The organism is Nocardia sp. NPDC051929 (genome assembly GCF_044548645.1).
GTDB lineage: Bacteria > Actinomycetota > Actinomycetes > Mycobacteriales > Mycobacteriaceae > Nocardia > Nocardia sichangensis.
The window spans coordinates 186,999-213,396 of sequence record NZ_JBIUCG010000001.1 but is presented as its reverse complement, the minus strand read 5'-3'; the positions used below and the strand labels follow the sequence as shown (position 1 = coordinate 213,396).

Annotated in this window: 21 protein-coding genes and 4 tRNA genes; 14 read left to right on the top strand and 11 right to left on the bottom strand. The window is 67.6% G+C overall.

The window, feature by feature from the left end; translation table 11 throughout:
- Positions 1–53: 53 nt before the first annotated feature.
- The 4 genes from ACIHAX_RS00750 to ACIHAX_RS00735 all read right to left on the bottom strand — a co-directional run bounded on the left by ACIHAX_RS00750 (position 54) and on the right by ACIHAX_RS00735 (position 6,244).
- The gene (locus tag ACIHAX_RS00750; protein ID WP_397275090.1) at positions 54–1,829 is read right to left on the bottom strand and encodes an LCP family protein; all 1,776 of its coding nucleotides are present in this window, start codon (positions 1,827–1,829) and stop codon (positions 54–56) included.
- Positions 1,830–2,584: 755 nt separating this feature from the next.
- Positions 2,585–3,712 (bottom strand): tRNA dihydrouridine synthase DusB, encoded by a 1,128-nt coding sequence (dusB, locus tag ACIHAX_RS00745; protein ID WP_397275325.1) that lies wholly within the window; start codon positions 3,710–3,712, stop codon positions 2,585–2,587.
- Positions 3,713–3,873: 161 nt separating this feature from the next.
- Complete coding sequence (locus ACIHAX_RS00740; protein WP_355077002.1) at positions 3,874–4,842, bottom strand: acyl-ACP desaturase; 969 nt, start codon at positions 4,840–4,842, stop codon at positions 3,874–3,876.
- A 1,329-nt stretch (positions 4,843–6,171) separates the two neighbouring features.
- A tRNA-Lys gene (locus ACIHAX_RS00735) sits at positions 6,172–6,244 on the bottom strand.
- Between the two features lie 853 nt (positions 6,245–7,097).
- Between ACIHAX_RS00735 and ACIHAX_RS00730 the strand changes: the two genes are divergently transcribed.
- From ACIHAX_RS00730 to ACIHAX_RS00700, 7 genes are all read left to right on the top strand, one after another.
- Positions 7,098–7,763 (top strand): TetR family transcriptional regulator, encoded by a 666-nt coding sequence (locus tag ACIHAX_RS00730; RefSeq protein ID WP_355077042.1) that lies wholly within the window; start codon positions 7,098–7,100, stop codon positions 7,761–7,763.
- A gap of 94 nt (positions 7,764–7,857) precedes the next feature.
- Positions 7,858–7,930: transfer RNA gene (locus ACIHAX_RS00725), tRNA-Glu, on the top strand.
- Positions 7,931–7,959: 29 nt separating this feature from the next.
- Positions 7,960–8,033 (top strand) — tRNA-Asp (locus ACIHAX_RS00720).
- Between the two features lie 58 nt (positions 8,034–8,091).
- Positions 8,092–8,165, top strand: a tRNA-Phe gene (locus ACIHAX_RS00715).
- 268 nt (positions 8,166–8,433) lie between these two features.
- Positions 8,434–9,114 (top strand): GAP family protein, encoded by a 681-nt coding sequence (locus ACIHAX_RS00710; protein WP_397275088.1) that lies wholly within the window; start codon positions 8,434–8,436, stop codon positions 9,112–9,114.
- Between the two features lie 73 nt (positions 9,115–9,187).
- Entirely contained in the window at positions 9,188–9,370 is a 183-nt protein-coding gene (locus tag ACIHAX_RS00705) for a hypothetical protein (protein ID WP_355075016.1), read from the top strand.
- A gap of 195 nt (positions 9,371–9,565) precedes the next feature.
- A complete protein-coding gene (locus tag ACIHAX_RS00700) occupies positions 9,566–10,285 on the top strand; it encodes a polyprenol monophosphomannose synthase (protein WP_228827674.1) in 720 nt (239 codons plus the stop codon).
- 275 nt (positions 10,286–10,560) lie between these two features.
- Here the strand turns inward: ACIHAX_RS00700 and ACIHAX_RS00695 are convergent, their stop codons facing one another.
- Together ACIHAX_RS00695 and ACIHAX_RS00690 are read right to left on the bottom strand one after the other, a co-directional pair.
- Positions 10,561–11,970, bottom strand: a complete 1,410-nt coding sequence (locus ACIHAX_RS00695; protein ID WP_364425026.1) for an HAD-IB family hydrolase — start codon at positions 11,968–11,970, stop codon at positions 10,561–10,563.
- Complete coding sequence (locus ACIHAX_RS00690) at positions 11,967–14,435, bottom strand: glycerol-3-phosphate 1-O-acyltransferase (RefSeq protein ID WP_356963683.1); 2,469 nt, start codon at positions 14,433–14,435, stop codon at positions 11,967–11,969. Before ACIHAX_RS00690 ends, ACIHAX_RS00695 begins: the two co-directional genes overlap by 4 nt.
- Before the next feature lie 267 nt (positions 14,436–14,702).
- Between ACIHAX_RS00690 and nbtS the strand changes: the two genes are divergently transcribed.
- Complete coding sequence (nbtS, locus tag ACIHAX_RS00685; protein WP_397275085.1) at positions 14,703–16,013, top strand: nocobactin biosynthesis salicylate synthase NbtS; 1,311 nt, start codon at positions 14,703–14,705, stop codon at positions 16,011–16,013.
- 42 nt (positions 16,014–16,055) lie between these two features.
- Here the strand turns inward: nbtS and ACIHAX_RS00680 are convergent, their stop codons facing one another.
- Complete coding sequence (locus tag ACIHAX_RS00680; RefSeq protein WP_397275083.1) at positions 16,056–17,672, bottom strand: (2,3-dihydroxybenzoyl)adenylate synthase; 1,617 nt, start codon at positions 17,670–17,672, stop codon at positions 16,056–16,058.
- Between the two features lie 197 nt (positions 17,673–17,869).
- On the opposite strand from ACIHAX_RS00680, the gene ACIHAX_RS00675 reads away from it, so the two are divergent.
- The 3 genes from ACIHAX_RS00675 to ACIHAX_RS00665 all read left to right on the top strand — a co-directional run bounded on the left by ACIHAX_RS00675 (position 17,870) and on the right by ACIHAX_RS00665 (position 20,730).
- Entirely contained in the window at positions 17,870–18,748 is an 879-nt protein-coding gene (locus ACIHAX_RS00675; RefSeq protein ID WP_397275081.1) for an oxidoreductase, read from the top strand.
- 115 nt (positions 18,749–18,863) lie between these two features.
- Positions 18,864–19,334: a carboxymuconolactone decarboxylase family protein gene (locus ACIHAX_RS00670; RefSeq protein WP_355075004.1), complete on the top strand. Its 471-nt coding sequence runs from the start codon at positions 18,864–18,866 to the stop codon at positions 19,332–19,334.
- Between the two features lie 304 nt (positions 19,335–19,638).
- A complete protein-coding gene (locus tag ACIHAX_RS00665; protein ID WP_397275079.1) occupies positions 19,639–20,730 on the top strand; it encodes a 3-deoxy-7-phosphoheptulonate synthase in 1,092 nt (363 codons plus the stop codon).
- Positions 20,731–20,857: 127 nt separating this feature from the next.
- Here the strand turns inward: ACIHAX_RS00665 and ACIHAX_RS00660 are convergent, their stop codons facing one another.
- Positions 20,858–21,469 (bottom strand): GNAT family N-acetyltransferase, encoded by a 612-nt coding sequence (locus tag ACIHAX_RS00660; RefSeq protein WP_397275077.1) that lies wholly within the window; start codon positions 21,467–21,469, stop codon positions 20,858–20,860.
- Positions 21,470–21,570: 101 nt separating this feature from the next.
- Between ACIHAX_RS00660 and ACIHAX_RS00655 the strand changes: the two genes are divergently transcribed.
- From ACIHAX_RS00655 to ACIHAX_RS00645, 3 genes are read left to right on the top strand one after another with little or no spacing between them, the layout of a single operon-like run.
- Positions 21,571–22,482: a sigma-70 family RNA polymerase sigma factor gene (locus ACIHAX_RS00655; protein WP_355074998.1), complete on the top strand. Its 912-nt coding sequence runs from the start codon at positions 21,571–21,573 to the stop codon at positions 22,480–22,482.
- A 39-nt stretch (positions 22,483–22,521) separates the two neighbouring features.
- A complete protein-coding gene (locus ACIHAX_RS00650; RefSeq protein WP_355074996.1) occupies positions 22,522–23,688 on the top strand; it encodes a pyridoxal phosphate-dependent aminotransferase in 1,167 nt (388 codons plus the stop codon).
- Between the two features lie 49 nt (positions 23,689–23,737).
- Entirely contained in the window at positions 23,738–24,298 is a 561-nt protein-coding gene (locus tag ACIHAX_RS00645) for a dihydrofolate reductase family protein (protein WP_397275074.1), read from the top strand.
- A gap of 16 nt (positions 24,299–24,314) precedes the next feature.
- Here the strand turns inward: ACIHAX_RS00645 and ACIHAX_RS00640 are convergent, their stop codons facing one another.
- From ACIHAX_RS00640 to ACIHAX_RS00630, 3 genes are all read right to left on the bottom strand, one after another.
- A complete protein-coding gene (locus ACIHAX_RS00640; RefSeq protein WP_397275072.1) occupies positions 24,315–24,959 on the bottom strand; it encodes a LysE family translocator in 645 nt (214 codons plus the stop codon).
- An 86-nt stretch (positions 24,960–25,045) separates the two neighbouring features.
- The gene (locus tag ACIHAX_RS00635) at positions 25,046–25,582 is read right to left on the bottom strand and encodes a hypothetical protein (protein WP_397275070.1); all 537 of its coding nucleotides are present in this window, start codon (positions 25,580–25,582) and stop codon (positions 25,046–25,048) included.
- Between the two features lie 3 nt (positions 25,583–25,585).
- On the bottom strand, positions 25,586–26,338 hold the full coding sequence (locus tag ACIHAX_RS00630) for a DUF6973 domain-containing protein (RefSeq protein WP_397275068.1): 753 nt from the start codon (positions 26,336–26,338) through the stop codon (positions 25,586–25,588).
- Positions 26,339–26,398: the final 60 nt, after the last annotated feature.

The following is a 26,398-nucleotide window of genomic DNA, read 5'->3' as shown; positions in this document are numbered from 1 at the left end:
GACTCGACACGAATTTGGGCTGCCGGGGGGAGGGCGTTGGTGCACCCCGTCGCCTACTTGCAGACCTCGTCGGCCGCGTTGACGTGTTCCAGGTCGGAGGGCAGGACGGCGGGCGTCGAACTCGTCGAGGTGCTCGTCGTGACGTTGGTGATCTCGTCACCGACCGGCGTCGGCGCCTTCACTGTGACGCCGGTCTTCGAGTCGCCTCCGATGACGACCTCGACGATGCCGCCGAGATCGTCGGCGGCCTCGATGGTCGCGCCGGGAATCGAAGTAGCCACTGTGGCAGCCTCCGCTTCCAGACCCGGGGCGTAGCGGACCTTCGTTGTCGTGGAGGTGCCGTTGGCGTAGTTTCCGGTGTTGTAGATCGTGAAGCCCTGGTTGCCGAGTTTGGTGGCCGCCGTGCGCGCCAGCCCTTCGACTCCGGAGCCGTTGGACACCAGCAGCGAGACAGTCGAAGGATCTACCGCCTTGTGCTTGGTCGGTGTCGGCGAGGCCTGTGTCGGTGCGGGTACATTCGCCTGAACGGTCGGCTTTTCGCCCGGAAGAGGCTGGTCATCGCGGATTGCCTTGAAGATCGCCTTGATGTCGGATTCGCGGGGAATCTCGTTGCCGTACGAGGTGGTGCCCGCGGTCGGAACGGTGATGAAGGTAACCGCGCCCGCGTCGACCTTCTGCAGCGAACGTCCCAGCATCAGCAGGTCGGAGGATTCGACTTTGTCGACCAGGGTGTGTTTGCGGAAGGCATCGATAAAGCCATTCAGCTTGCCCAAGTCGAAAAGGACCCGGCTCGACAAGGCGCCGCGCAGCAGCGAGGCCAGAAAACGCTGCTGCCGGTTGATGCGATCGTAGTCGCTGCGTTCTTCGCCGTAGACGTGCCTGGCACGCACGTAGTTGAGCGCGGTCGCGCCGTCGATGCGCTGTTTACCCGGCTGCGCGAGAACGGTGCCGAGGACCTCGTCGACGATCGGCTTGCTGGCGCACACCTCGACACCCTCGACCTGGTTGACCATCGCCTCGAACCCGGCGAAGTCGATGGCGATGAAGTGGTTGATCGAGCTACCGGTCAGTCGCTGAATCGTCGAAACGAGACATTTCGGCCCGCCGAGGGCGTAGACGGCATTCAGCTTGTCGCCCATGAAGGGCGGAAAGGTCTCTTTAGTGTACACGGGGTTGTTGCCGTCACTGGTGTCCCACCCGTTGCACTGAGGTCTGGTGACGTCCAGGTCGCGGGGGAAGGACACGACCACAACCCGGTTCCGGGCCTTCGGGATGTGCACGAGCATGGTCGTGTCGGCGCGCGAGCCTTCGGCATCGTCCAAAGTGCCCGCGCCGAGCTGGCCGTTGGCTCCTGCACGGGTATCGGTGCCGACGAGCAGGTAGTTCTCATCGCCGAGCTGGGCGTTGGAGTCGATCACGTCTTCCGAATTGTCGTCCAGCGCGGAGACTTGAGTGAAGCTGTCGGTCGTCGACCGTAGGTAACTCCAGCCGCCGCCGGTGACCAGCAGAGCGAGCACAGCGCACACCGCTCCCCCCGCCCTTCCCGCGGTGCGCAGACGCTTGTTGCGGCGCTCCTTGGAGGCCTGCAGACGGGTCTGGGCGGTGCCGACGGGCTTCGGCTTGGCGTCCTTGCCGTCCTTGGTCGGCCAACTCACGCCCTTGCGCTTGGCGCGCGTGGGCTCGTCGAGCGGAGGTAGGACGTCGGTGACCTCTTCGGCCTGTTCCGGTTCCGGGGGAGCGACGGGTGGTGCGGCGGATGCCGAGCGCTCGGCAGGGCGGCGGCTCGCGGGACGGGCGGCCGGTGTCGCGCCCGTGATGTCCTGGACCACCGGTGAGCTACCGGTCTGCCGTGGCGGTGGCGAGTCCGGTGCGCGCCGGGGACCGGCTGCCGCGCCACGGCCGTTGGCGGCGGCCGGGTCGGCGGGTCGGCGCGGAGCTTCTTGACGTGGCTCGGCGCGATTGATTCGTGCGGATGGTGGGCCTGCCTGCGGGGGTACCGGCTCAGGGCGGCGGCCTCGGTTCGTCGGAGAGCCCGCTACCGGTGGCGTGGGCTCGGGGCGGCGGCCTCGGATGGGCGCGGCGGCGGGGTCCGGTGGGCCGGGCTCGGGGCGGCGGCCTCGGATGGGCGCGGCGGTCGGGTCCGGTGGTTCGGGTTCCGCGCGGCGGCCTCGGCTCGGCGGGGCGGTCGGGTCCGGTGGCGTGGGTTCCGCGCGGCGACCGCGGCGGCCGGTGCGTTCGTTGTCGACTCGCTGGACGAGATCCTGCACCGTCAGGGGCGCGGAACTCTGGTCAGGAGCGGCGTCGGTATGGCGGGAACGACGAGACGTGCGTGCGACGTCTCCTTCGGGGTTATCCGCCGCGGGATACCGCTCCCACGGGGCGCGACCTCCGGGCCGTGGCGAACGCCCGTGCCGATCGTCACCCACCAACGAACCTCGCTTTTCGTCTTGCTTTCCGCCTGGGTCATACCGGACCGGCGGCACCGATCCCGCAATGATAACGATTCCGCCACGGCAGGCCACCCCACGGCGAAATCGAACAGGTCACAACGGTTCGACGCCAGCGTTCGCTGTGCGATTGCCGATCAGCCTCCGCTGTGCATCACATCTGCCGCGCGAGGCACCGCGGGATCGTCCGGGTCATCGAGCCAGCCGTGTGGCAGCGCGACTTTGCCCGGCGAGCCCTGCCTGCCGCGCGGACCTTCCGCGTCCTCCGGGAACGGAACCGTCGGGTCGAGTTGGCCGACGAGGCCTTCCAGTTGTGCGAGGCTGCCCACGGTGGCGAACGCACGTCGCAGATCGGAGCCGACCGGGAAGCCCATCAGGTACCACGCCATGTGCTTGCGCAGATCACGCATGGCCTTCTCCTCGCCGAGATGCTCGGAAAGCAGCGCGCCGTGCCGGTACAGCACCGCGCCGACCCGGCCCAGATCGGGCGCCTCCGGCAGCGGCTGACCGCGCAGCGCCGCCTGCAACTCGGCGAACAGCCACGGCCTGCCAAGGCAGCCGCGACCGACGACCACACCGTCGCACCCGGTTTCGTCCATCATGCGGACGGCGTCGGCGGCGGAGAAGATGTCACCGTTGCCGAGCACCGGGATCGAGGTGACCGCCTCCTTGAGCCGGGCGATCGCGGTCCAGTCGGCTTGGCCCGAGTACCGCTGCGCGGCCGTGCGAGCGTGCAACGCGACCGCTCGCGCGCCTTCGGCTTCGGCGATCCGGCCCGCGTCCAGATAGGTGAGGTGGTCGTCATCGATGCCGATGCGGAACTTCACGGTGACCGGGACCCCCGCCGGTTCCGCCGCGCTCACCATGGCGCGCACGATGCTCCGGAACAGCGTCCGCTTGTACGGCAGGGCGGCGCCGCCGCCGAGGCGGGTGACCTTGGGCACGGGGCAGCCCAGGTTGAGGTCGATGTGGTCGGCCCAGCCCTCGCCGACGATGATCCGCACCGCTTCGCCGAGCGTGGCCGGGTCGACGCCGTAGAGCTGCATCGAGCGAGGATGCTCGTCGGCGTCGAAGGACATCATGTGCAGCGTCTTCTCGTTACGCTCCACCACCGCCCGCGCGGTGATCATCTCGCACACGTAGATCGAGGTCGGGCTGCCGAATTCCCGGCACAACTTGCGGAACGCCAGATTCGTGATGCCCGCCATCGGCGCGAGCACGACCGGCGGATCGACCGGATACGGCCCGATCCGCAGCTTCGTCATCGCCTCGGTAGTCATCGTCACGCCGACCAGTGTCTCATTTGCGCACGTAAGTCGGCCGGAGCGGGTCGTTCGCCCGGTGCGCATGTCGCGCGGCACCGGGCCGTGCACACCGGCGCCGCCCTCGGTCTTCCGGGGCGGCGCCTGCTGTTGTTCCTCGGGTTCTACACGGAGCTGCCGACCATCGCGCGGTCGCGCTTGGCGGCCTCGCGGGCGAGCATCCGGTCGCGCTGTTCCTCGAACTTGATGACGTCCTTGCCCAGCTTGTCCAGGAACAGGCCGAGGCGCTCACGGACCGCCTCGCCGCGGGCGGTGAAGTCGGTGCGGTCGAAGATGTTCCACTTCTTCAGCACCGGCTGGACCACTTCCTCCAGGTGCTGGCGCAGATCGTAGATGCCGTGCTTGGCCATCAGCACGCCGTTGCGGCGGAAGTTGGGCATACCCGCGCCCGGCATCTGGAAGTTCTCCAGGATCAGGGTGATCGCCTCGATCGCCTGGTCGGGAGACAGGTCGAGGGCGGCGCCGCACATGTTGCGGTAGAAGATCATGTGCAGGTTCTCGTCGGCGGCGACGCGCTGCAGCATGCGATCGGCGATCGGGTCGTCACAGACCTTGCCGGTGTTGCGGTGGCTGACCCGGGTGGCCAGTTCCTGGAAGGTGACGTACGCGACGGAATGCAGGAAGCCCGCGTCGGCTTCCGCGGGGGAGGCGAAGCCGTTGGTCATGTGGACCATTCGGGCTTCCTCGAGCGCGACCGGATCGACGCCGCGGGTCACGACCAGGTAGTCCCGCATCACGATGCCGTGCCGGTTCTCCTCGGCGGTCCAGCGGCCGACCCAGGTACCCCACGCGCCGTCCTGAGAGAAATTCTCGGCGATCTCGCGGTGGTAGGAGGGCAGGTTGTCCTCGGTCAGCAGGTTCGTGATCATGGCCGCCTTCGCGACCTCATTGAGGCGGGACTGCTCCGGATCCCAGTCCACGCCACCGAGTGCCGCGAAATTGCGGCCGTCGTCCCACGGGACGTAGTCGTGCGGGTGCCATTCCTTTGCCATGGAGAGGTGCCGGTTGACGTTTTCTTCGGCAACCGGCTCCAACTCCGTCAGCAGCTCGAGTTGAGTCAGATCCCTTGCCATGTATGAACCCTTCAGTGTGTGCTTCCGGTCGTGCAGGTCAATCCCAAGGTAGACCGATACCGATGCGGCCATACCTTACGGCACCGTAGGTGTGATGCGAAACGCATCCGTTAGGCGATCGATGCTCTGGTGATCCACCTCATACGACCTCTTCGCCGTTCGGTGATCTCCATGAGTGTATGGGCTCTACCCGCTGCAATGGGTCTATCGACGCGGTGATAGGAGCGTTAGCCGTACGTGGGCGAACACACAAGGGCGGCCCAGGGGGCCGATATGGGATCGAAACGCCCTGGTTCTGCGCGTGTCGGCGAACTGCGGCGAGCCCAGCTGCGATGTTCCTGTGAATTGGCGCCGACGACGCCCTCCGTGGAGAGCGGTCGAGAGGTCGGCACCCGCCAGGAAGTGGGTAGGTGTGATGGCGGGATCCGGCATGTGTCTCCCGGGCGCCACGCGCCTTGGTTGCATGACGTCCTGTGCGATCGAGCCGGCGATTCGCGATGGATCGCGGTGAAATCGGCGTCTCCGATCGCCATCCATCGCCTCCGAAGGCCAACACCTTCATGCCGCTCTTTCCAAGTCGCACGCTTGTCGGATCTTCGCAGGCTTTTCATCCCCGATCGCCGACGGGCGGTCGACTGCGCATCGCAACTACGTCGACAACCATGTCCTTCTATACGTAATGCGCCGCCCGGCGGCGTATGCCACTGCCCTCGGCTGCTCGTCACCCTCGGGTCATGCCGCATGGATTGTTCATGAGGCGACGAAGCATCCGGGCCTCCAGCTGTGCCGTCGTGACCCGACGGTTGTCCTGCGCCGCGAATTGTCCATATGTATCTACTGTGCAAGCCGAGCTGTCATCGGCTTTTCCGCCGACCGGCGTACAACCGCGATCAAGGGGATATCACAACCGGCGCATGACTGACCGGTACGCGAGACGCGATCTCTCCAGTCGACGAATGCCCTATGCGAGGTAGCTGTGCTGTTCGTCACAATCCAACCGGTACACCTCTGATGCCACTCCATCGTGGTGACCCCTATAGCCGTGCCGGGGGTGACCGGCGATGTCGCTCCGGCCGAGGTTCCTGTTCCTCACCGCTTACACCGTCTACGGCGCCGACTGTGCAAACCGTGACCGGTGATCGGGGAGCGGTGCAGCCCTTCTCGCCGCCGAGCGCGCTCCCCGGACGCCGCCTCCTGCGAAGCGTCCGTGCGGCACAGGTAATAGAGCCTCGACGCGGCGTTTCCACTGCCGTATGGCCGGCGCCGCACGGCGGAGAACTCCGAGAAAACAGGTCGGGCGCCCGGAGCAATCCGGACGCCCGACCTTTGTGCCCCCAGTAGGGCTCGAACCTACGACCTGCGGATTAAAAGTCCGTAGCTCTACCAACTGAGCTATAGGGGCGCGGAGCAACAGTGTAGTGCGGGCAGGGGCGTATGCCCCAATCGGGGGAGTTCGTGTCGGCGGGCGGGCTGGATGGGTGGGGCGGCGTGGCGGACCCGCTGGGGCGGGCGGACGCGGGGGGATGGGTAACGCGGCGTGCGCGGTGGGCGATGCAGGCGGTAAACACTTGGCACCCAGCTTTGTTCATCTTAGCTGGATCTGGATATCATTCAAACATGTTGGCTGGCAATCTCTTTGGATTTGCAGGGGTGAACGGCTGTGGCCGGGGAAGGCGTGGAGGACGGGTTGGCGGGCGAAACGTGGGCGGCGGCCGGTCGTCCGGGTTGTCGGTCGGCGCGCGTGAAGAACCTTGAACCGCTGGCGAATTCGCGCACCACTCGGATAGGCGGTCCAGGTTGCCGAACATTTGCCGTAACAGAAAACCGAATCGGATGGCTACCTGACTCCTCGGTTTGCCGCGTGTCGGATCGGGATTCCGGGTACGGTGACGCCTTGGTGAATTCCGAAAGAATCGTCGACTCGGTCGGCGTCACGGAATTCGGATTGTCGTTGCTGTGTCCGAAGGTGCCGCGGTCGGCCCGGCCGGCCAGGGCTCGACGGAACTCGATGCCGCAGGAGGAGGCACGTTCGAAACGAAGAAATGCCCGGATGCGCACCCCCTGCGGCGCACCCGGGCAGGCAAACTATACCAGCTGGTGTGTTTCAGGTTTTTAGGGCGTTTTCGTACCGAAAGTCTGCAATCGGTCGAAAACCGGGTTCCACGTATTGATAAAACTCATGAATTCGCGCCGAGGGTCCGTTCCTTCGGGGGTGGCTGATTGGCGGCGAGTAAGGCTTCGGAGGCGTTTCGAGCATGGCACGGCAGCAAGAGCGGGCGCGCCGGACACGGGCGGCGATTATCAGGTCCGCCGCCGTTGAGTTCGGGAAGAGCGGCTATGCCGCTGCATCGCTCAACCGCATATTGGAAGGATCGCGTGCCACCAAGGGCGCCATGTACTTCCATTTCGATTCGAAGGAAGACCTGGCACGCGCGGTGCTGGAGACCGCGGTGGAACGCTACCGCGCCTCCGCCGAGCGCTGGCTGGCGCGAACCGATCTCAGCCCGCTGGACATCCTGCACGGGGTGGTCGACGAGATCGCGCTGCGACTCGAGCACGACATCATCGTGCAGGCCGAGTACCGCCTGATCATCGAACCGGACTTCTATCGGGACGTGCAGGCCGGTGGCGGCCGCATCCTGGGCCGCACCACCAGGGTGCTCACCGTCCGCGCCATCGACCACGGGCAGCTGCGCGCGGACGCCGATCCCGACCGGTTCACCCGCACGCTCGCCGCGGCGCTGGCCGGTCAGCGGTACATGGTGGATCTGCTCGGCGGGCAGGTCGATCTGCGGGCGCGGTTCGAGGAGGCGCTCGAGGTCGTGATGGAGGCGATGGCCACCCCGGAATGGCTGGAGAAGTTCCGCAGCGACGGGTGGCGTGCCCACGCGCGCTTGGAAGAGCTCGGTTTGAGCCTCTGACCAGCCGGTTTGGGATTCGAGTCCGGTCTGTCATAAGCTATCCCAGCTCCCAACGGACAGCCGTTGAAAGCCGGTCCGGAGAAATCCGGGACGAGCCCCCTTCGTCTAGCGGCCTAGGACGCCGCCCTTTCAAGGCGGTAGCGCGGGTTCGAATCCCGTAGGGGGTACGATCCATGGATCGTTGGTAGCAGAGCATGGCCCTGTGGCGCAGTTGGTTAGCGCGCCGCCCTGTCACGGCGGAGGTCGCGGGTTCGAGTCCCGTCAGGGTCGCAAGCAAGCGCCGGAGATATCCGGCGTTTCGCGTATGGCATTCACTTCGGGTGCCTGCGGCCAGGTAGCTCAGTTGGTACGAGCGTCCGCCTGAAAAGCGGAAGGTCGCCGGTTCGATCCCGGCCCTGGCCACCTTCACTTGTTGGCGAGCCCTGTTCACGGAGAGCGTGAGCCGGGCTCGTTTCGTTATGTGCTCAATTCCCGTTCTACGGGTCTGCGTCGCCCGACTTTCTCGCTTGGTGGTTTCCTTCGTCCGCGCGGGCGGACGGCTGATCGTCGTCCGGTGTGGCGTTGCTCTCTGCTCGCTGACCGCTCGATTAGATCTGGCGAATCGAGCGGTCGCGCATCGGGGTTCGGGACTACGCGGTTGCTTGTAGGGCGCGGGTAGGCTGGCGCGGCCATGTGGATCCTTCTCCTCGCGCTCGCTGGGTTCGCCTTCCTCGACTCGCTCGACCTGCTACTGATCGGCCTCACCACGGCGGTGGTCTACGACAGCAGATTGAGCCGTCGCTCGCCGCTGGTGAGCGGTTTGAGCTTGCTGGCGGGCGTCTTCGCCGTCACCACCGCCTTCGGCATCTGCACGATCCTGGGGATCGGTTTTCTGACCGATCTGTTCGACTTCGAGATCACGCCGACGGTGCGGTATTGGGGAGAACTCCTCGCGGGGGTGGTGCTGATCGCTCTCGCGTGTATTCGAATGGCCGGTACGGCGACCCCGGAACGGGCGAGCGCGCTACGACGGCAACCGTGGGTGCTCGCCGGCCTCGGCGTGGCGATCGGCATCGCACAGGCGCCGACCGCGGTTCCCTATCTGGCCGGACTCGCGATGATCTCCGCACGGAATCCGCTCCCGACGTTGTGGCCGCTGATCGTGGTCGCGTATTGCGCGTTGGCATTGCTGCCGCCGCTGGTGATACTCGGCCTCGCGATGCGGCGTACGACCGGCGCGCGGCGGATGTATCGGAAAATCGTTCGCATTATCAGCTCGTACGGACCTGCTTCGGTGCGCGTACTCTTCGCGATCTTCGGTGTGGTCGTCCTGTGCCACGCGCTCATCCATTACCGAAGCCTCTGGCCGTGAATTGCCGAGTCCGGGCAACGGATGGCGAACGGAAAAGCGATTGAGCGGTGGTGTTCGGTGGGATGCTGGAGGTATGGCTGAGCGCTGGTATTACTGCTTGAAGCACAATCGGGCCGAGCAAGGGCGGCAGTGCTGGTTCCGCGACCGGATGGGGCCGTACCCGGACAAAGCGACGGCCGAGCGCGCGCTGGAGATCGCGCACGCGCGCAACGAGCGGGAAGATGCCCGGGATCGGGCCTGGCGGGACGGGGAGTGACGCGCCCAGGGTCTTCCCCCGGGCGGTGAAGTTGATCTTGGGCCGCAGGTCGAGGGCTCGGACCGCGTCACACCGGGTGCGGCCGCTCAGGTCGCGATCAGGTGTATCGAGTACGGTTCTCCAGAACTCGACGAATGCTCGGAGGTCCTGGCGTGGGCTGCGAGCGGAAACCAGGATCAGCAGGGAGGGCGACCCTTGAGGGTTACCGTTGTTGTGCCGACCTACAACGAGCGGGAAAATCTGCCGGTTGCGGTGGAGCGGCTGACCGCGCTGCCGGTGCCCGACCTGCACGTACTCGTGGTGGACGACAGCTCGCCGGACGGCACCGGCGAGGTGGCCGACAAGCTCGCCGCCGAACTGCCGAACGTGGTCGGTGTGCTGCACCGGACCGAGAAGGACGGACTCGGCCGGGCGTACGTCGCGGGCATCACTCGGGCGCTGGACGAGGGCGCGGACGTCGTGATCCAGATGGACGCCGACCTGTCGCACCCCGCCGAAGTCATCCCGGCCATGCTGGAGAAGCTCTCCGGCACGGACGCCGGCGTCGTGCTGGGTTCGCGTTACGTTCCCGGCGGCTCGACCGCCGCGGAATGGAAGTGGTACCGCAAGGCGCTCTCGGCCTGGGCCAATTTCTACGTGAACCTCATCCTGCGCTTGGGCGTCAAGGACGCCACCGCGGGCTTCAAGGCGTGGAAGGCCGACACCCTGCGCGCCATCGACGTGGCCTCCATCCGCAGCAACGGGTATTCGTTCCAGGTCGAGATGAACTACCGGACCATCAAGAAGGGGATCGCGATCGCCGAGGTCCCCATCCGATTCGAGGAGCGGACGCTCGGCGCGTCCAAGATGAGCCTGAAGGTGCAGCTCGAGTCGGCGCTCATGCCGTGGAAGCTGCTGTTCGGCCGCGCGGTCTGAGTTACGGCCAACGGGTCCCGTTCGTCGGCGGCTCAGGCGGTCAACGGCTGACCGAGCGGCTGTGCATCGCCTCCAGCCCAGTCACGAGCACCGACCGCACGGGCGAGGGGAGACGCGCAGACCAGGTCGATGTCCGGCGTGATAGCCGCCGCAGGCTGCGTCGCACCGATCACCCGCGCCGCTCACAGCACGTCGGTCCGCAGCTAGGGACAGCATCGCGGCCGAAGCGGGGCGACAACACGACCGGCGGCCGTCGTGGCGCGACGCCGTGCCGATCAGTGCGGCCAATTCAGTAGCGTGTCTACGAACAGTTGGCGGACCCGCGCCACGTTGTCGTCCAAATCACCCGGCTCCCATGCGCTGACGTCGATGGGGTCGAGTATCGCCACGTCGACTGTTCCCGGCCGGGCGACCATCGCGTTGCGCCAGCAGATCTCGCCCGCGTTCCGGATGACGACCGGGATCACCGGCACGCCCGCCTGCATGGCGATGTGGAATGCGCCCTTCTTGAACGGCCCGACTTCGGGGGTGTAGGAACGGGTGCCTTCCGGAGCCACCGCGACCGACAAGCCACCGCGCAGGGTCTCCACCACCGGCCGCAGCGCCGCCTTGGCCTGAGCGGTATTCGCCCGGTCGATGAACGTCACGCCGACGAAGCGCATGAGCGGCCCGAAGACCGGATTCTTGGTCAGTTCCTTCTTGCCGATCGCGGTCACCCCGCCGCCGAGCACTTCGGGCACGATGATGATGTCGAACTGGCTCTGATGGTTGAACAGGAAGACCGCGGGCCGCGGCGATCTCGCGTGCTCGCCGCCGGTGACCCGCACGCGCACGCCCGCGATGCGCAGCGTGTTGCGCGCCGCGTGCGCCATCAGCGCGTCGGCCATCCGCTGCCGGTCCTGGGTGGGCGCTTTCGACGCGACGCCGAACAGCGCGCCCCCGAGCAGCCCGGCGAATCCCGCGGCGGTGCGTACGTAATCGCTCGCACGCGGCGCGCGGCGCGGCCGGAATGCCAACGTGGCCCAGTGCTGCCGGTCGGCGGCGCCGCTGAGCGCGTCGTCGGCGTTCACCGCCACCGGATGCCCTACCAGCGACAGCATGGGCAGGTCGGCGATCGAGTCGGCGTAGGCGTAGCTGTGCTCGAGATCCACTCGGTGCGCGGCGGCGAAGGTAGCCACAGCCTCGGCTTTGCCGTTGTGCCACAGCGTCTTCCCATCGGGATAGCCGGTGAGCACACCGCCGCTGGTGGCCATCGGCGTGTACAGCACGTGCTCGATGCCCAATTGTGCCGCCGCCGGCGCCACCTGGAATCGGGTCAGTGAGCTGACCAGCACGATGGTGTGACCGGCTGCTCGGTGGGTGCGGATCAGTTCCCAAGCTTCGGGATACAGGTACCCGTAGACGGTGCGCTGGAACAGGCGTCTGCCCACGTCGTCCAGCTCCTGTTCGGAGCGTCCGGCCAGCGCCTCGGACAACTCGCGCAGGAACCGGCTGTATTCGCCGTCGGTCATGTGATCGCGGAGGCCGCCGAGCAGCACATCGGCGGGCTTGCGGCGCAGCCGACGCGATTTCGGGGCGTCGATGACCGTACCGCCGAAATCGAAGATCGCGGCGACCGCGCTGCCTTGCGGACCGGAGCGGATGGCGGCGAGCGCGGCGTCGAGGTCGGCGCGCGCGTCGGTCACCGCGCCTCCCGATTGGATGGATCCAGCGTGGCGGCCTGCGCGATGCGGGCGCCGATGGTGCGCAGGCGCTCGGCGAATTCGTTCCTTCGCCCGACCAACTCGGCGCGGCGCTCCTCCGGCTCGTCGTCGGACACCGTCTCCAGCAGGCCGTAGTTGTCGGCGAGCTTCAGCGCGCTGGTGAACAGCTCGGTCGAGACCGACTCCGGGCTGTGCAACCGCTGCTGCAGCATCATCTGCTTGCCGACCGCCACGCATTCGGTGATGAACTCCTTGCGGTCGATCTCGTCGCCCGCATCCCGGGCGGCCAGCCGTTCGGCCACCACCAACTGCGCGTCGACGAACGAGCGCAGCACGCGGTGGGCCATGGTGAACCCGGAGGCGGTGAGCTTCGCCAGGATGTCCGAGCTGAGGGTGTCGCTGCGGGTATGGCTGTACCAGTCCGGATCGACCAGCAGCATTTCCGCGACCATCTGATCGGCGAACTCGCCGCGATCGGGGAAGAAGAACTCGAACTTCAAGAGGTCGCGCAGCCGGAATGCCTCGTCCCACCCTGTCTTCAGGGCGTCGGCGTCACCGTTGTCGACCCCGGCCAGGATGGACAGCTCGAGGATGGCGCGGTTGACGAACCAGTGCACGGCGCTGTTGCGGTAGAAGGCGGCCTCGAGATGCGCGCCGGGCTCAATCGAGTACACCGGCTCGACCCCGCCGCGATACACCGTGACCACCTTGGCCAGCGAAAGCTGTTCCAGCACGACGGCCAGGCCCTGTGCGTCGCGCAGCGCGTCGAGTTCGCCGCCCGGCAGCTCACGCTTGTCGATATAGCCGAGCACCGGGTTGAGCACCGTGCGCACCTCGCCGAGGGTGAGGGCGCGCCCGTCCACGCCAAGCAGAGCCAGGGTGACCAGCGCGCTGACGGTGATCGGGGTGACCGCGTTGATGCCGACCGCGACTTCGAATGCCAACCGCTGCACGGCCTTTCGTTCCAGTTCGGCGATTTCCGGCGGCTCGCTGTCGACGACCCCGGCTTCCGTGCGCGGCGCCGGAATCGGCTCGGTATGGTGCAGGGGGATGGTCAGCGGTGGCGCGGTGAGCGGGTCGCCATGTGCGGCAAGACGATCGCGGGCCGACAGCGGCTCCCCGAAGCGGACGTACACGTGCCCGGCGGAGTGCTGCTGGCTGCGGATGTAGCGCGCCAGCCAGGTCAGGCCCTCCGGTTTCTTCTTGCCGCCCTCCTGCTCGGTGGCGATGGCGCCGAGCTCGTTGAGCCGCTCGTAGGTGATCGAGACCGGAACCAGCATGACGTCGTCGATGCGGTTGGAACGGACCGCCGCGGCGAGGTAGTTCAGCAAGCCGTAGCGCGGGGGCCGCAGCTTGCCGGTGCGGGTGCGGCCGCCCTCGAAGTACCACTCCAGGTTGAAGCGCTTGGCCAGCAGGTAGGCGAAGTACTCCTCGACGACGGCCTTGTAGACCTCGTCGTCGCCGAAACTGCGCCGGATGAACACCGTTCCGGTGCGCCGGGCGATCGGGCCCATCGGCCAGAAGCTGAGGTTCGCGCCGCCGATCACGTGGTTCGGTGGGAAGTCGTTGCGGGCCAGCACGTCTCCCAGTACGAACGCGTCGACGTACGAGCGGTGCGAAGGCAGGAACACCAGCGGAAAGCGGCGGTTCAGGTCGCGCAAGCCGGTCAGGCCGGACTCGTCGAAGTCCACATTCCAGGTCGAAGCGTGCACCGGGCGCATGGCCTGGGTGAACAGGTCGGAAACCAGCCTGCTCTGGGCGGCGACGAGTTCGTTGAGCGCTTTCTCCGCGCGCCGGTACACCTCGTGCGGGCTCGCCCCGATCTGATCGGCGATGAGTTCCAGCCTGCGCAGGAAGTCGGGTGAGTCGAGTATCTCCTCCGCGACCAGCTTGGGCACCTTGTACCGGTCGCCGATGATGGTGCGCTCGGCGCGTTCCAGCGCCACCACCGCCGCGCGCACGACGGCGCGGGCGAACGGTTCGGCGGTGCCCTTGTCGTAGAGCGCCGAAGCCTCCGGATTGTTGACGCGCAACTCGCTGAGCCGGGCCGGAGCGCCGGTCAGCACGACGTGCCGGTCCGGTGACTTGGACACCAGCTTGCGCTGTGCCAGCCGGTTGGGCTTGCGCGGGTTGGTCAGCAGGGCGAGATCGGCGAAGGTGACGCGGCGTACGCCGTCACGTTCCGGCGGCAGCCACAGCACGCGGATCGGCACCACCAGTGGATCGTCGCGCCTGCCGACCAGCCGTGCGGCGACGGCGCCCGCGTCCAGATCCAGCTGGGTGACCGGGGCGTCGGTACCGAACTCGGCGCTGATCCCGCCGTCGGCGAGCCACTTGCCGACGAGTTCGCGTTCCACCCCGGAGGCGGCGTCGATCAGGGCCACCACCGATCGCGGTGTGGTCCCGGGCCGGACTGTCGCGGGTGAATCGCCGCGGTGATCGATCATCGATGTTCTTCCCTCCGCAGGTGACGCTTCCCCCTATTCAATCTCGGCGGGTCTGTTCCGCGCAGGCAGTCGGCGCGGCGAGTTCGTGCGCGGGCGCCGACGACGCGAACGGCGCACGCCCGGACGAAAGAACTCGGCAGGCGCGAACCATCCAGCTCGAAGCGATTTCTCGGGTCCGCGTTGTGGCCGCGAGCACACCGGCGCGTTGAAGGAGGTAATGCTAACCTTACCTCCACAAGTTAGGCCAGGGTTACCTTTGGAGGATCGTTGTCGACCACGGAACGCCTGCGGGTTGAGTATGTAACCGATCCGGCGGCAGCGATGTCCCGGCTGGCGGGGGCGGATCGGTTCGGCGAGTACGTGATGTACGAGCGTCCGGGGGAATGGGTGTTCGCCGCCGATCCGCTCGGCAGTGTCGAACTGGATGTGCGAGAGTTGTGCGTCACCTGGCAAGGGGCGACCACGACCAGCCGGTGGGAAGGCAATCCGGCGGCGGTGATCGACCGCGCGCTCGGCGCGCTGCCCCTCGACGGGCGGAATGCCTACGGCTGGATCGGATTCGAGTTCTGCGCTTGGGCGCTCGACGCCACGGAGCACCTCGACCCGCGCACCGCATTGGCGCACCTGATGGTTCCCCGCATCGAGGTCAGGGTAGGCGAATTCGGCGTCCGGGTATCGGGTGCGACGCCGTCGGAGATCGCGGACATTCACGAGCTGATCGCGCGGTCGCAGAACACCGAACTGCCGCAGGCGCATCCGGCCGACATCCGCATCGACCCCACCGGCTACCGGGACCGGGTGGCCGAGGCGGTCGGCGAGATCCGGGCCGGGCGTTATCAGAAGGTCATCCTGTCCAGGAAAGTCGATCTGCCGTTCGCCGTGGATGTTCCGGCGACCTATCGGCTCGGGCGCGCGCACAACACTCCGGCACGGTCGTTCCTGCTGCGGCTCGGCGGCCTGGAAGCGGCGGGCTTCAGTCCGGAACTGGTCGCGTCGGTGGACGACGATCGGGTGGTGACCACCGAGCCGCTGGCGGGCACCCGCGCGTTCGGCCGCGGCGCCGCGGCCGATCTCGCCGCCAGGGCCGAACTGGTCACCGATCCGAAAGAGATCGTGGAACATGCTATTTCGGTGCAGACCTCGTTCGCGGAGATCACGGCGGTCGCCGATCCCGGCACCCCCGCGGTGTCGGACTTCATGGCCGTGCGTGAGCGTGGCAGCGTGCAGCATCTGGCGTCCACAGTGCGCGGGCGGCTGGCCGCGCACCGGTCCAGCTGGGACGCGCTCGAGGTGCTGTTCCCGTCGGTGACCGCCTCGGGAATCCCCAAGCGGGAGGGCGTCGACTCGGTGTTCCGGCTCGATCACGACCCGCGCGGGCTGTACTCCGGCGCGGTGGTGACCGTTGCGCCGACCGGTGCGCTGGAGGCGACCCTGGTGCTGCGCGCGGTGTACCAGAACGCGGAGGGAGCCTGGTTGCGCGCGGGCGCGGGCATCGTCGGTCAGTCCCGGCCGGAGCGTGAGTTCGAGGAGACCTGCGAGAAGCTCGGCAGCATCGCGCCTTACGTCGTCAAGGCGTAAGGCGGTACGGGCAGCGCGCCGGTGGGTGCGCTGCCCGTCGATCTAGGACTCGGCGCGCAGCGCCTTCTTGTCGATCTTGCCGACCGCGGTGATCGGCAGCTTGTCGCTGCGGCGCAGCACGTCCGGCAGTTTGTAGGTGGCCAGCCCGCGCGCGGTGAGGAAGGACTTGATCTCGGCCAGCGTGGGCATCTCACCATCGACGACCAAGATGGCGCAGACCTTTTCGCCCAGCACCGCGTCGGGCAGCCCGACGGCGGCGGCATGCCGGACCGCGGGATGGGCGAGCAGATGTTCCTCGAGTTCGTCGCAGGACACGTTCTCGCCGCCGCGATTGATCACGTCCTTGATCCGGCCGGACACCACCAGATGCCCGCTGGGCAGGCGGCGGACCAGGTCTCCGCTGCGATAGAAGCCGTCCGGTGTGAACGCGCGTGCGTTGTGCTCGGCCGCTCGGTAGTAGCCGCGGATCGTGTACGGCCCCCTGGTCAGCAACTCGCCCTCCGCGCCGGGCGCCACATCGTTGCCGTCGCCGTCCACCATGCGGATCTCGTCGGCGGGTGAGAGCGGACGACCCTGGGTGGTGTGCAGCAGTTCGGCCGGATCGTCCAGCCGGGTGTAGTTGATCAGGCCCTCGGCCATGCCGAACACCTGTTGCAGGGTCGCGCCGAGCGCCGGGGTCACTTCTTTGGCGTTGACCTCGGCCAGTCGTGCGCCCCCCACCTGGAGCAGGCGCAGCGAACTCAGGTCGGCCTCTTCCCATTCGGTGGCCGCGCACCAGAGTTGGGCCAGCGGCGGCACGACGGCGGTCACCGTGACCCGGTGCCGCTCGATCGCGGCGAACGCGCTTTCCGGACTGGGGTCGCCGACGAAGGCGACCGCGCCGCCCACCCCGACGGTGCCGAAGATGCCGGGGCAGGCCAGCGGAAAGTTGTGCGCGGCGGGCAGTGTCGCGAGATAGACGTCCTGCTCGGTCAACGCGCACACCTCGGCGCTCGTGGTGGCGTTGTAGACATAGTCGTCGTGCGTGCGTGCGATGAGCTTCGGCAGGCCGGTGGTTCCGCCGGAGACCAGCATCAGGGCGATATCGCCCGGATCGATCTCGGGCAGTTCGCCGCCGTCGCGCGGTACCGAGGTGAGGTCGGTGAACGGCCCCGGCTCGCCGAGCACCAGGACGTGGCGCAGTGACGGCACCGCGTCCCGCACGGTCGAGGCCAGTTCGCGGTAGTCGAAATCGCCTGCCCGGTCGGCGACGATGTAACCGACAGCGTCGGAAAGCCGCGCCAGATGCTCGATTTCGGCTCGACGATGCGCGGGCAGGCTCAACACGGGGATGATTCCGGCGCGCAGCAGGCCGAACAACACGGTCATGAACTCGGGCACATTAGGTAGCTGGACGACCACGCGGTCGCCGGGAGCGATGCCGAGCGCGAGCAGCCCGTGGGCCATCCGGTCCGCGGCGGTGTCGATGTCGGCGTAACTGTGCGAGCCCTCCGCATCGAGGAGCGCGGGGCGCTGGGGATGCCGGTGTGCGCTCGCGCGCAGCAGATCGCCGAGCGGGCGCCCGGCCCAGAAGCCCGCGGCTCGGTACTGCGCGGCCGCGTCGGCGGGGAAAGGTACGTAGCCGTCGCGATGCGCGGACCCGGTCGGTGTGGAAGTCACGTCTGCCTCACAAATCAAGCAAAGGTTCCCTTATATAGGTTAGGCAACCCTACTTCACGTGGGTTTGTGCCGTCCCGATCACCGACTCCGGCCGGTGGCGGCACCGTCGCCGTGACGCTTCCGGCGTCGGGTGAATGCGGTCGCCCGGGCGTGTTCGAACCTGCCGCCGGGTGCCGCCGCGCACTAGACTTTCCGGCATGACCAGGTGGGACACCTCGAACATCCCCAGCCAGAGCGGCCGGAAGTTCATCGTGACAGGGGCCAACAGTGGCCTGGGGGCCGAGACGGCGCGCGCGCTGGCCGCGGCGGGCGGCGAGGTGGTGCTCGCCTGCCGGAACGTGGCCAAAGGCGAGCGGGTGGCCGCCGGACTCGGCGACCGGGCGCAGGTTCGCGAACTCGATCTGGCTGATCTCGATTCGGTCCGCGCGTTCGCCCAGAGCGTCGACGGGGTCGATGTGCTCATCAACAACGCGGGCGTGATGGCTGTGCCCGAAGGCCGCACCGCCGACGGATTCGAGAAACAGGTCGGCACAAACCATCTCGGTCACTTCGCGCTCACCGGCCTCCTGCTGGACAAGATCTCCGACCGGATCGTCACCGTCTCCAGCGGTGCGCACCAGGTCGGCAAGATCGACTTGGACGATCTCAACTGGGAGCGGCGCAAGTATCAGCGGTGGGCCGCCTACGGGCAGGCCAAGCTGGCCAACCTGATGTTCGCTCGCGAGCTGCAGCGCAGGTTGACGGCGGCGGGCTCCACGAAACTCTCGGTCGCCGCGCATCCCGGCTATGCCTCCACCGAATTGCAGTCGCACACCGAGTCTTTCCTCGACCGGGTGATGTGGGTCGGCAACCGGTTGCTCGCGCAGAGCGCCGCGATGGGCGCGCTGCCGACGCTGTTCGCCGCGACCACCGACGTCCAGCCGGGCGGCTACTACGGACCGACCGGCCTGGGTGGCATGCGCGGGTACCCGGGGCCGTCCGGGTCGTCGAAAGCGTCCAGGGACGAGAAGGTCGCCGCCGACTTGTGGGAGTTGTCCGAGAAACTGACCGGGGTCACCTACGACTTCACGAAATGACCGCAGCTCTTCCCGCGGACGCGGTGTGACCTACGTCTCATAAGCCGTTGTCACACTCCGTCTTTCCACGTCGTCCTCCTTGTGAACCCACAGGGAACGACAAAGGACGGACATCATGGAACAGCGCTTCGAACTCTTCGCCAACCCGGTCGGCGCCAGCTTCATCAAGCGGCTCACCATGGCCTCCAAGGTGATCGACGATTCCACCCTGGACGCCGCGACCTACGAGTTGGTGAAGATTCGCGCCAGCCAGATCAACGGCTGCGGTTACTGCACCGACATGCACACCAAGGACGCCGCGCACGCGGGCGAAACCTCCGTGCGGCTCAACCTGATCGCCGCCTGGCACGAGGCCACCGTCTTCACCGAGGCCGAGCGCGCCGCGCTGGCACTGACCGAGGAGGCCACCCGGATCGGCGACGGACGCGTGGTCAGCGACGCGGTGTGGCAGGAGGTGCGCAAGCACTACGACGACGACCAGATCGCCGCCCTCATCGCCGCCATCGCGATGATCAACGCCTGGAACCGGATGAACGTCATCGCCCGCACCCCGGCCGGTGATTACGTGCCCGGGCAGTGGGGATGAGCCGGACCGTCCGGTATCGCCCGCGCCGTTCGGGGCCCCTTGTCACGTGGGGCCGCGAACGGCGCTTGTAGGTCCGCCTCCCCGTCGAAACACACCGTGGCAGATAACACAGTTCACCGATCGGATGTGGGCTGGTACTGTGCCTGACGTGCAGCGCGTGTATTTCTGGTTTAGCAAGCCGGCCCTGGGTGGGCTGGTCTGCGGCAACCGCGTGCGCTGACGAACTTCCACCCCGAGCCGGACGATGGACCGGCTCGACGGGATTCTCATCCGTGGGTCGGCCCCGAGAAAAGGAACCCACGACATGACAACCGCAGCCGACGTCGACGCACGGCATTCGGATCTGGACGATCAACGCACCCTCAACGTGAGCCCGCTGCGCTCGCCCGCGGAGGTGCGTCGGGTGCACCCGATCACCGATGCCCTCGCCGACACCGTCCGTGCGGGACGCAAAGCCACCGTCGACGTGCTGAACAGCGCGGATGATCGCTTGATGGTGATCGTCGGCCCGTGCTCCGTGCACGACCCCGCCGCCGCACTGGATTACGCGCGCCGTCTGGCGGCCAAGGCCGCGGAGCTGGACGATCGACTGCACGTGGTGATGCGGGTCTACTTCGAGAAGCCGCGCACCAGCTTGGGCTGGAAGGGCCTGATCAACGACCCGCACTTGGACGGATCGTTCGACGTGAACACCGGTTTGGGCTTCGGCCGCAAGCTGCTGGTCGACATCACCGCTCTCGGTCTTCCGGTGGCCTGTGAGTTCCTGGACCCGATCACGCCGCAGTACATCGCGGATCTGGTGTCCTACGGCGCGATCGGCGCGCGCACCGCGGCCAGTCAGGTGCACCGCCAGCTCAGCAGCGCGCTGTCGATGCCGGTCGGCATCAAGAACGGCACCGACGGCGACGTCCAGGTGGCGGTGGACGGCGTGCGCGCCGCGGCGGCCAGCCATGTGTTCCCCGGTACCGACCTCGACGGCCGCTCCGCGCTCATCCGCACCACCGGCAATCCGGACTGCCATGTGATCCTGCGCGGCGGCAGCGCCGGGCCGAACTACGACGCGGCTTCGGTCGCCGAGGCGTGCCTGCGGCTGGAGAAGGCGTCGCTACCGCAGCGGATCGTGGTGGACGCCAGCCACGGCAACAGCAACAAGGACCACAACAAGCAGGCCGACGTGGTCACCGACATCGCACGGCGGCTGGAGGCGGGCGAGTCGAGCGTGGTGGGCGTGATGCTGGAGAGCTTCCTGATCGCGGGCCGCCAGGACCTCACTCTCGGCCACGCCGATGAGCTCACCTACGGCCAGTCGATCACCGACGCCTGCTTGGACTGGGAGACCACCGCCGTGCAGCTGGACCGCCTCGCGGACGCGGTGCGGCAGCGCCGCGAGCGCTGACCACCGCGTTTTCGGCGCGGCTCGTGCCCGAGTGGACGAAGCGCGAGTTTCGTCCGCTCGCGCACGAGCCGGGAAGCCGCCGACGCGCAAGTCAGCTGGGCCGGCCCGAACGCCGGGCCCGCTTCGGCTACGGCACCCCCGGCCCTTGCGTGCTCGGCGTCCGGGCGGAGATGAACTCGGCGGGCCAGTCGTCCGACGGTCCGGGCGGATCGGTGCGCAGCCGGGCGGCGAGCCAGTGATCGCGGCGTCGTCCGCGTTGGATGCTGCCGAGCCTCGACATGCCTTCGTACCGGAACCCGGCGCGCCGGACCACCGCCGCCGAGGCGTAGTTGCCCACGAAGGCGCGCCAGGAGATCCGCTCCAGCGCCAGTCCGTCGGCGTGGAACCCGAATTCGCACACCAGCTCGACCGCCTGTGTCATCAGGCCGCGCGACCGTTGCGCCGGAGCGAGCCAGAAACCGATCTCGGCCGCGCTCTCGTCCTGTTCGCCCAAGCCGATCATGCCGATGACCGGTGCGCCCGCACGTGGCCGGATCGCCCAGGTCGGGCTGCGCGCCGCCCACCCTGGAACGACCATCTCCTCGAGGAAGGTCACGGCGCTGTCCCGGACGTACGGCACCGGGATGGTCACCCACTCCGCGATGGCCGGGTCCTGGCAGCACTCGGTGATGGCGTCGACATCGTCCGCCGTCGGAGCCGACAGCCAGATCGTTCCGTTCGACAGCACGCGGTGTTCCATCGCGCCATGCTGTCACGGAAGCGGCCGGTGGATCATCCGGTTTGTCCGGCGCAGGCCGCCGATGCCGGGATGATGCGAATCGGACCGTAGACTTCCCGTCGATGGTTGCCGCGCTGCTTTCCGACCTGTTCGAGTCACATCGAGCGCATCTGCTCTCGGTCGCCTATCGACTGACGGGCAGCGTCGGCGATGCCGAGGACGCGGTGCAGGAGAGCTGGTTGCGCTTGGCGGGCGCGCACCAGTCCGAGATCGATGATCTGCGAGCTTGGCTGACCACCGTGGTGAGCCGGATCTGCCTGGATCGTCTGCGGAGCGCCGCGGCGCGGCGGGAGAGTTATGTGGGCCAGTGGCTGCCGGAACCCGTGGTCACCGCTCGCACACCGTCGAGCGCTCCCGACCCGTTGGAAGCCGTGGTGCGCAAGCAGGAGTGCCGGTTCGCCGCGCTGATCGTGCTGGACACCCTGACGCCGCCGCAGCGGGTGGCCTTCGTGCTGCACGACGGGTTGTCGGTGCCGTTCGACGAGATCGCCGACATCCTCGGCATCTCCGCCGACGCGGCGCGGCAGCTGGCGGTGCGTGCCCGCAAGGCGGTGGCGCAGACGCCGCAACCGGTGCCCGACGCCGAGCACGAGGCCGCCGTGCAGCGTTTCCTCGTCGCGCTGAGCACGGGTGACGTGGCCGCCGTCGCCGCGGCGCTGCATCCGGACGCGATGATGATCGGCGATGCCAACGGCACCACCGCCACCGCGATCAACGTCCTGCACGGCGCGGATCGCATCGCCCGTTTCTATCTGGGCCTGGTGCGCAAGTACGGGCTCGAGGACGCCTCGCAGGTGTACGCGTTCGTCTCGGTGAACGGGCAATTGGGTATCAGCGTCGCGGCGCGTCCGGAGACCGAGGGCAGGGGCGGTTATCCCGCGCGAGTCGTCGGCTTCACGGTTCGGGACGGATTGGTCTGGGGCGCCTACGACGTGGCGAATCCGGCCAAGCTGGGTGGCGTCCGACTGGGTTGAGCCCGGTTGTGCGGTGGACCGCTGGACTAGTCTCCGGATATGCCCTCGCGACATCCGACCGTTGCCCGTCTGCGCCCTTTCGCGTCCACTATCTTCGCCGAGATGACCGAACTCGCCGTTCGGCACGACGCGGTCAACCTGGGCCAGGGGTTCCCGGACACCGACGGGCCCGCGAGCATGCTGGAAGCGGCGCGCCGCGCCATCGCCGACGGACTCAACCAGTACCCGCCGGGACGCGGTATGCCGGTGCTGCGCCGAGCCGTCGCCGACGACCGGGCCCGGCGCTACGGAACCTCCTACGATCCCGATTCACAAGTGCTGGTGACCGTGGGTGCGACCGAGGCGATCAGCGCGGCGGTGCTCGGCTTGGTCGAGCCGGGCGAGGAGGTAGTGCTGATCGAGCCGTACTACGACTCGTACGCCGCGGCCGTGGCACTGGCCGGCGCCCGACGGCGCACGGCGCGTCTCGTGGCCGACGGAGATCGGTTCGTCCTGGACTTGGACAGTCTGCGCGCGGCCATCACCCCGGCCACCCGGATGCTCATCGTCAACTCGCCCCATAATCCGACCGGCACGGTCCTCGGACGCGCGGACCTGCTCGCCATCGCCGAGATCGCCTGCGAGCATGACATTTTGGTGCTCACCGACGAGGTCTACGAGCACCTGGTCTACGACGGCGCCGAGCACATCAGCCTGGCCACCTTGCCTGGCATGGCCGAGCGGACGGTCGTGGTTTCCAGCGCGGCGAAGACCTTCAGCGTCACCGGGTGGAAGACCGGGTGGGCGTGTGGGCCCGCCGACCTGATCGATGGGGTGCTCGCCGCCAAACAGTTCCTGACCTTCGTGGCGGGCGGGCCGTTCCAACCCGCCGTCGCGCACGCGATCAACCACGAGTTGGAATGGGTCGGCAAGCTGCGGGACTCCTTGTCGGAGAAACGGCTTCGCCTCTCCGCGGCGCTCGCCGATACCGGTCTGCGGGTATACCCGAGCGCGGGCGGTTACTTCGTCGTCGCCGATATCACGCCGCTCGGCGCCGCCGACGGCCTGACCTTCTGCCGTGAGTTGCCCAAGCGGCTCGGCGTGGCGGCGGTGCCGGTCAGCGCGTTCGCCGACGACACGGCCGCCTGGAGTCATCTGGTCCGGTTCACCTTCTGCAAGCGCGACGAAACGCTCGACGAAGGGGTCCGCCGGTTGCGTCACGGTTGATCCCGAACCATGACGTGAACTGTCATGTTTCGCTGGCAACGTGCACGGCATGGCAACTCAGTACTACACGGCAACCAGTCTCGACGGATATCTCGCCGACACGGAGAACTCGCTCACCTGGCTTTTCGAGGTAGATGGAGCGGACGAGGCGCAGGCGGGCATGGCGGGCTTCCTCGCGCAGGTAGGCGCCATGTGCATGGGCGCGACCACCTACGAATGGGTCGTGGCGAACGAACCACCGGAGAACTGGAGTAAGTACTACGGCGACCTCCCGTGCTGGGTCTTCACCCACCGGGATCTTCCCGCGATACCGGACGCGAATCTGCGGTTCGTCGCAGGGCCGGTCGAGTCGGTGCACCGGGAGATGGCCGCGGCGGCCGGCGCCCGCGATATCTGGATCGTCGGAGGCGGGGACCTGGCCGGGCAATTCGCCGACGCCGGCCTGCTCGACGACGTCATGGTGAGCGTCGCTCCGGTGACGTTGGGCGCGGGCGCCCCGCTGCTGCCGCGACGCATCCTTTCCAGCCGGATGCGGCTCACCGCGGTGCAGCAGGCCGGTCAGTTCGTGGAACTGCGCTACCGGTTGGCGAATCCGGCCGATCAGCGCTGAGTCGAGGCCGTTCGGCTCAGGCCGGGATGGGGCGGGCGCGGTCGGTGGCGAGCAAGGCGGCGATGGCGCCGAGCATGGTGCCGGTGAGGTATCGCTGGGTGCGCAGCCACAGGGGCCGGGCGGCGAGGAACGTCGCCAGACCGCCCGCCCCGAGGACGATCAAGCCGTTCACGGTGAGCGCCACCGCGATCTGCACCGTGCCCAGGCACAGGCTCTGCAACCACACTTTCCCGTGCTCCGGCGTGACGAACTGCGGGATCAGCGCCATGTACATGATCGCGATCTTCGGATTCAGCAGGTTGGTGACCAGCCCCATCGTGAACAACCGCCGGATGGGGTCCGCGGACAGCGCCGCGGGCGCGAAGACCGAGCCGCCGCCCGGTCGCAGCGCCTGCCAGGCCAGCCAACCCAAGTACGCGGCTCCGGCCAGCTTCACCGCCAGGTACAGGCCGGGGACCACCGCGAACACCGCCGTGATCCCCGCCGTCGCGGCCGCCAGATACACCCCGAACCCCGCCGCTACCCCCGCCAACGACACCAACCCGGCCCGTCGCCCCTGCGACACCGTCCGCGACACCAGATACATCATGTTCGGCCCCGGCGTGAGCACCATGCCCAACGCCGCCACCGCGACCCCGGCCACCGCCGCCATCTCGATCATGCCCCGATCCTCGCCCGCCCCACCGCTCCTTGTCGCGGTCCACTCGACACCTGCTGGACGTGAGGCAACGCGTACCGTGCTTCCGATCAGCCCTGCGTCAATTCCAGATACGGCTTCTGCAGCTGGGCCGGCGGCTGAACCGACTGGAAGCGGGACTCCGGTCCGAGTACCTCACCGCTACGCACGCCTCGGAAGAGCTCGGAGCCCTGTGCGGCGCGAATTACCTGTGTGGGAGTAGAGCCCGTGATGAAGACGTAGAAATTATCGATGGGCCGGTCGAACCCGGAGTCCGGGAGGTTGGACCAGCAGTATCCGGGAAGATTCGCTGCCGAGTTCAGCTTCTCTGCTGGAAGCCCGGAAGACGCTATGACGACGCGATCCCACTGATCATCCCACCCTGCGGCTTCGGTCAGCGCCCGCAGCGAATAGGTTCCCGGCTGCGCAGCCCGCTCTCTGATGGAGCGCCGCAATTCGGTCGCGGAACCCAGCGGCTCGGCGCGCGACTCCAGATCGAAGTTGGCCGAGCACTGCGAAGCGGTCGCACCGCGGTCCTCCGACGTGGAGCATGCCGCACCGGCCAGCAGGCCCAGAATTACAGCCGTGATCCGGAGCAGATGACCCATGGATCACCGACCTGCCGGAAGCGGGATGTCAGCACGCGCCGGGTGCCCGTTCTTGCCCACTTCGACCTGGTTGCTCCATGCGACCTGGCCGCTCGGATCGAGCACGATCGCGCCACCCTCCTTGATTCGTTGATATACCAATCGCTGTAGTTCCTCCGGTGCGGCATTCGGATTGTCGATGGCGATCTGCCTGCCGATCGCGTTGTTGTGTAGATCCATCGCTTCTCGCGTGGGAGGGTTCGCGCCGAGGCCTTCATGCGCGGCACCATAGTTTTCGGTCCACTCCGCGCCGTAGCGCTGTGTCATGAGCGCATTCCAGTACATGTGCCGGAATGCGTCGCCGTGGCCGTCGTTGAGCGCGTTCTGGTCCGGGTTGGTGTAGGTCTTCTCGGCAGCGTCCTCAGCCTGCGCTTTTATCTCGAAGAAATCCCTGATTTCACCTATCCCAGTGGTTCCCGGCCGGGCGACTCGTGATGAGAGCAGCGCTATCTCTTCGGGCGTCATCAGGATGGGTTGGAAGTCCGGGCGGACGGCACGGATGCGATCGAGGACCAAACCGGAGGGCCACAGCGTGGCGGGAGCACTCGACGGTGCGGTCTGGAATTTGGTAAGGACCTCGACCTGGGAGTCGCGCATGGTTTCGACAGCGACGACATCCCTCGCCAGGGGCACCGACTGCCGTATCGCGTCGGCGTGGCCACGTACTGCCCCCGCCATCTCTCGCGTCTGGACCGGATCAAGTTCGAGCTCGCTCACCGTGCCCCCTCGAGGTCGTATTCCGGACAAGCGTACCGGCCGCAGGAGGGCATCGTGGCA